Raw genomic sequence first — 1,624 nt, forward strand, 5'->3', positions numbered from 1 at the left:
AGTTGATTTGCAAGTTCATCCGAACGCTTTGGTTTTGCTCTCGAACTCAGCCGGACGCGTCCGGCTGAGTTCGAGAATTCCTTTCCGGAGGCGAGGGCCGAGGGCCCTCCCGAGAGAAAGGAGAGAGCATGAGGAAAAACGCATCCAAGCCGTACCGCAGGCTCGACAGGTCGGAGCGCGCGGCGATCGAGAGGGGCCTGGACAAGCGCAAGTCGTGCAGGCAGATCGCCCGGGAGCTGCGCCGGTCGCCGTCGACGGTCGCCGACGAGGTGGCGCGCAACCGCACGGTGTGCCGCGGTCCGAACAAGGGCGGCCGCGCCGCGGAGGCCCCCGACGACGCCTGCCCGAAGCTGCTGTCGTGGCCGCATTGCTGCAACGGGTGCAGGTTCCGCAGGTACCACTGCTCGAGAAGGTGGAGGTGCGAGTACTCGGCCGCCAGGGCGCAGGCGCTCGCCGACGCCGAGCTGCGCGAATCCAGGATGGGCGTCGACCGGGGCGAGGCGGAATTCGAGCGCGCCATGGAGCTGATCAGGTCCGACGTCGCGCGGGGGCTGTCGCCCGAGCAGATAGCGCTGGCCAGGGCGGCCGAGATCGGGGCGTCGGCGTCGACCATATACAGGTGGATAGGGCGCGGCTACGCGGGGATGAGCAGCCTCGAGCTGCGGCGCAGGTGCGGCTACAAGCCGCGCTCGCACGCCGAGCCGTCAAGGCAGACGTCGCACGGCGCGGCCCGCTCGTTCGCCGCGTTCATGGAGTTGCCGGGGGAAGAGCGCGCCGCCGCCTGCGAGATGGACACGGTGCTCGGCCTGAAGTCCGACCGCCGGTGCCTGCTCACATTGTACCTGAGGGCGTTCAAGTTCCAGATCGCGCTGCCCATGCCCGACAAGACGGCGGCGTCGACGGGATCGGCGCTCGACATGCTGGAGAAGGCGGCGCCGAAAGCGTTCCGAAGGCTGTTCTCCCTGCTCCTGACCGACAACGGCGCCGAGTTCGCCGACTGCGCGGGAATCGAGCGCTCCGCGCTCGACCCGTCCGCCAGGCGGTGCTCGGTCTACTACTGCGACGCGCGCCAGTCCCAGCAGAAGGGCGGCTGCGAGCGCAACCACGTCGAGCTGCGCAAGATACTGCCCAAGGGGCGCGGAATAAGCTTCGACGGGCTCGCCGGCAGGGACTGCGCCGTGCTGATGTCGCACCTGAACTCCGAGCCCAGGCCGTCTTTGGGCGGCATGTGCGCCATCGACATGCTGCTGGCGGCGCTCGGCGACGACGGCCGCGCGCTTCTCGACGCGCTGGGGGTCGAGAAGGTGCCCTACGGCGAGCTCGACATGTCCGTCGGGGCCATCGAGGCCGCACGCCGCGAGCGCGGCGAGGGGCCGCTGGCACCGTAGCGGCCGGCAGCGAAACCGAATAGGCAGGGCCCTCCAGCCCGTCCGGATAAGTCCGAAACCCGACCCGGGCGGGCCGGCGGAGCCATGCCCCGAACTCAGCCGAACATCTCGTTTTACCGCAATCCAAGCCGTATCGGCCCGGGAAAACGCAGGACGGGCGCTTGCGCGCCCGTCCTGTTAACTGCGAAAAGCTCATTTGTGCCGCAAGTGTACGGCTAACAACGAAAATCAACCAT

1 protein-coding gene is annotated in these 1,624 nt (G+C 68.4%); it reads left to right on the top strand.

The window, feature by feature from the left end; translation table 11 throughout:
* Nucleotides 1-128: 128 nt before the first annotated feature.
* The gene (locus DWZ01_RS10525; RefSeq protein ID WP_117770627.1) at nt 129-1,388 is read left to right on the top strand and encodes an IS30 family transposase; all 1,260 of its coding nucleotides are present in this window, start codon (nt 129-131) and stop codon (nt 1,386-1,388) included.
* Nucleotides 1,389-1,624: the final 236 nt, after the last annotated feature.

Origin of the sequence: Collinsella sp. AF28-5AC (genome assembly GCF_003457875.1) — a bacterium.
Classification (GTDB): Bacteria; Actinomycetota; Coriobacteriia; order Coriobacteriales; family Coriobacteriaceae; genus Collinsella.